Raw genomic sequence first — 1,163 nt, 5'->3', positions numbered from 1 at the left:
TGATGGCACTTGGCATTACCGAGCAAACTTATGACAGCCCGTCGCGATTGAAACCGACGGCCGTACGGCAGAGCTTCTATGAAGACTGCGTCAGGTACAAATTGGCGCGTAAATAGAAAAGAAGCGGGCGTTGGTCGGATCGACTACGGTGTGGGCTTGTGACGTCTATATTGATTGACCATCCCAACGACCGGATGGGGTGTTGAAACCGGTCCCTTACAACTCAATCAGGAGGTCACCATGAACCAGATCGATAAAGTGTTGTACACCGCCAAAACCCACACCACCGGCGGGCGTGACGGCGCCTCCCGCAGCTCCGACGGAATCCTCGATGTGAAGCTTTCGTCCCCGGGTGCGGGTGGCGGCGGAACCAATCCGGAGCAACTGTTCTCTGCCGGCTGGTCAGCCTGTTTTATCGGCGCGATGCAAGTGGCGGCCAGGGAAATGAAAGTGACGCTGCCCAAGGATGTGGCCGTCGATGCCGAAGTCGACCTGGGCACCAATGAAGGCGGCTACCTGCTCCAGGCGCGACTCAATGTCAGCCTGCCAGGGCTGGATCGCGAAACCGCGCAGAAAATCGTCGACACCGGGCACCAGTACTGCCCGTACTCGAAAGCCACGCGCAACAACATCAACGTCGTGCTCAAGCTGGTTTGAGCTGACATGAAAAGGTCTTGGCGAACGACATGGGTTGTCGCCAAGGCCTGAAATGCTTGCTGCCAACATTGGGCTATGTTTCGGATACTACTTGTGGGAGCCGGCTTGCTCGCGAATGCGGCCTGATAGTCAGCCTGTCTTTTTTTTTGACTGTGTACATATCCGTTTTTTGAGTGACGGCGACTTGGGGTTTCGCCCTTACGGCGACTCACTTTTTTTACAAGCGCCTAAAAAAAGTAAGCAAAAAAACGCTCGCCCCGAACGTCCGGCCCCTCGCCTAGGCTCGGGGTTCCTTCGCTCCGGCATTCATCCGGGGGCATTGCCCTCCGGTCGGCTGCGCTCGACCTACATGCAATGAGTTCGACTGCGTCGAACGGCGCTGCGCGCCAATCCCCGGATGAACACCTCCACTCAGCCTGCCGAGGGGGCGGGTGGATCAAGATCAAGAGCGGCAGGCGAGCTAACGCTCGGCCTGTTGAGTGGTGAAGAGCATGGGTGTACGCCGC

1 protein-coding gene is annotated in these 1,163 nt (G+C 57.6%); it reads left to right on the top strand.

Translation table 11 applies throughout. From position 1 onward, the window contains the following. Positions 1 to 240: 240 nt before the first annotated feature. Positions 241 to 657, top strand: a complete 417-nt coding sequence (locus ACRESJ_RS33530; protein ID WP_111284697.1) for an organic hydroperoxide resistance protein — start codon at positions 241 to 243, stop codon at positions 655 to 657. Positions 658 to 1,163: the final 506 nt, after the last annotated feature.

This window comes from Pseudomonas sp., assembly GCF_050739655.1.
GTDB lineage: Bacteria > Pseudomonadota > Gammaproteobacteria > Pseudomonadales > Pseudomonadaceae > Aquipseudomonas.
The sequence above is the reverse complement of the archived record's forward strand: the minus strand, read 5'-3'. Positions and strand labels throughout refer to the sequence as shown.

What these genes read in the sequence shown, in the direction of transcription:
- ACRESJ_RS33530 (WP_111284697.1), top strand. Translation starts at nt 241, where the DNA reads ATGAACCAGATCGATAAAGTGTTGTACACCGCCAAAACCCACACCACC.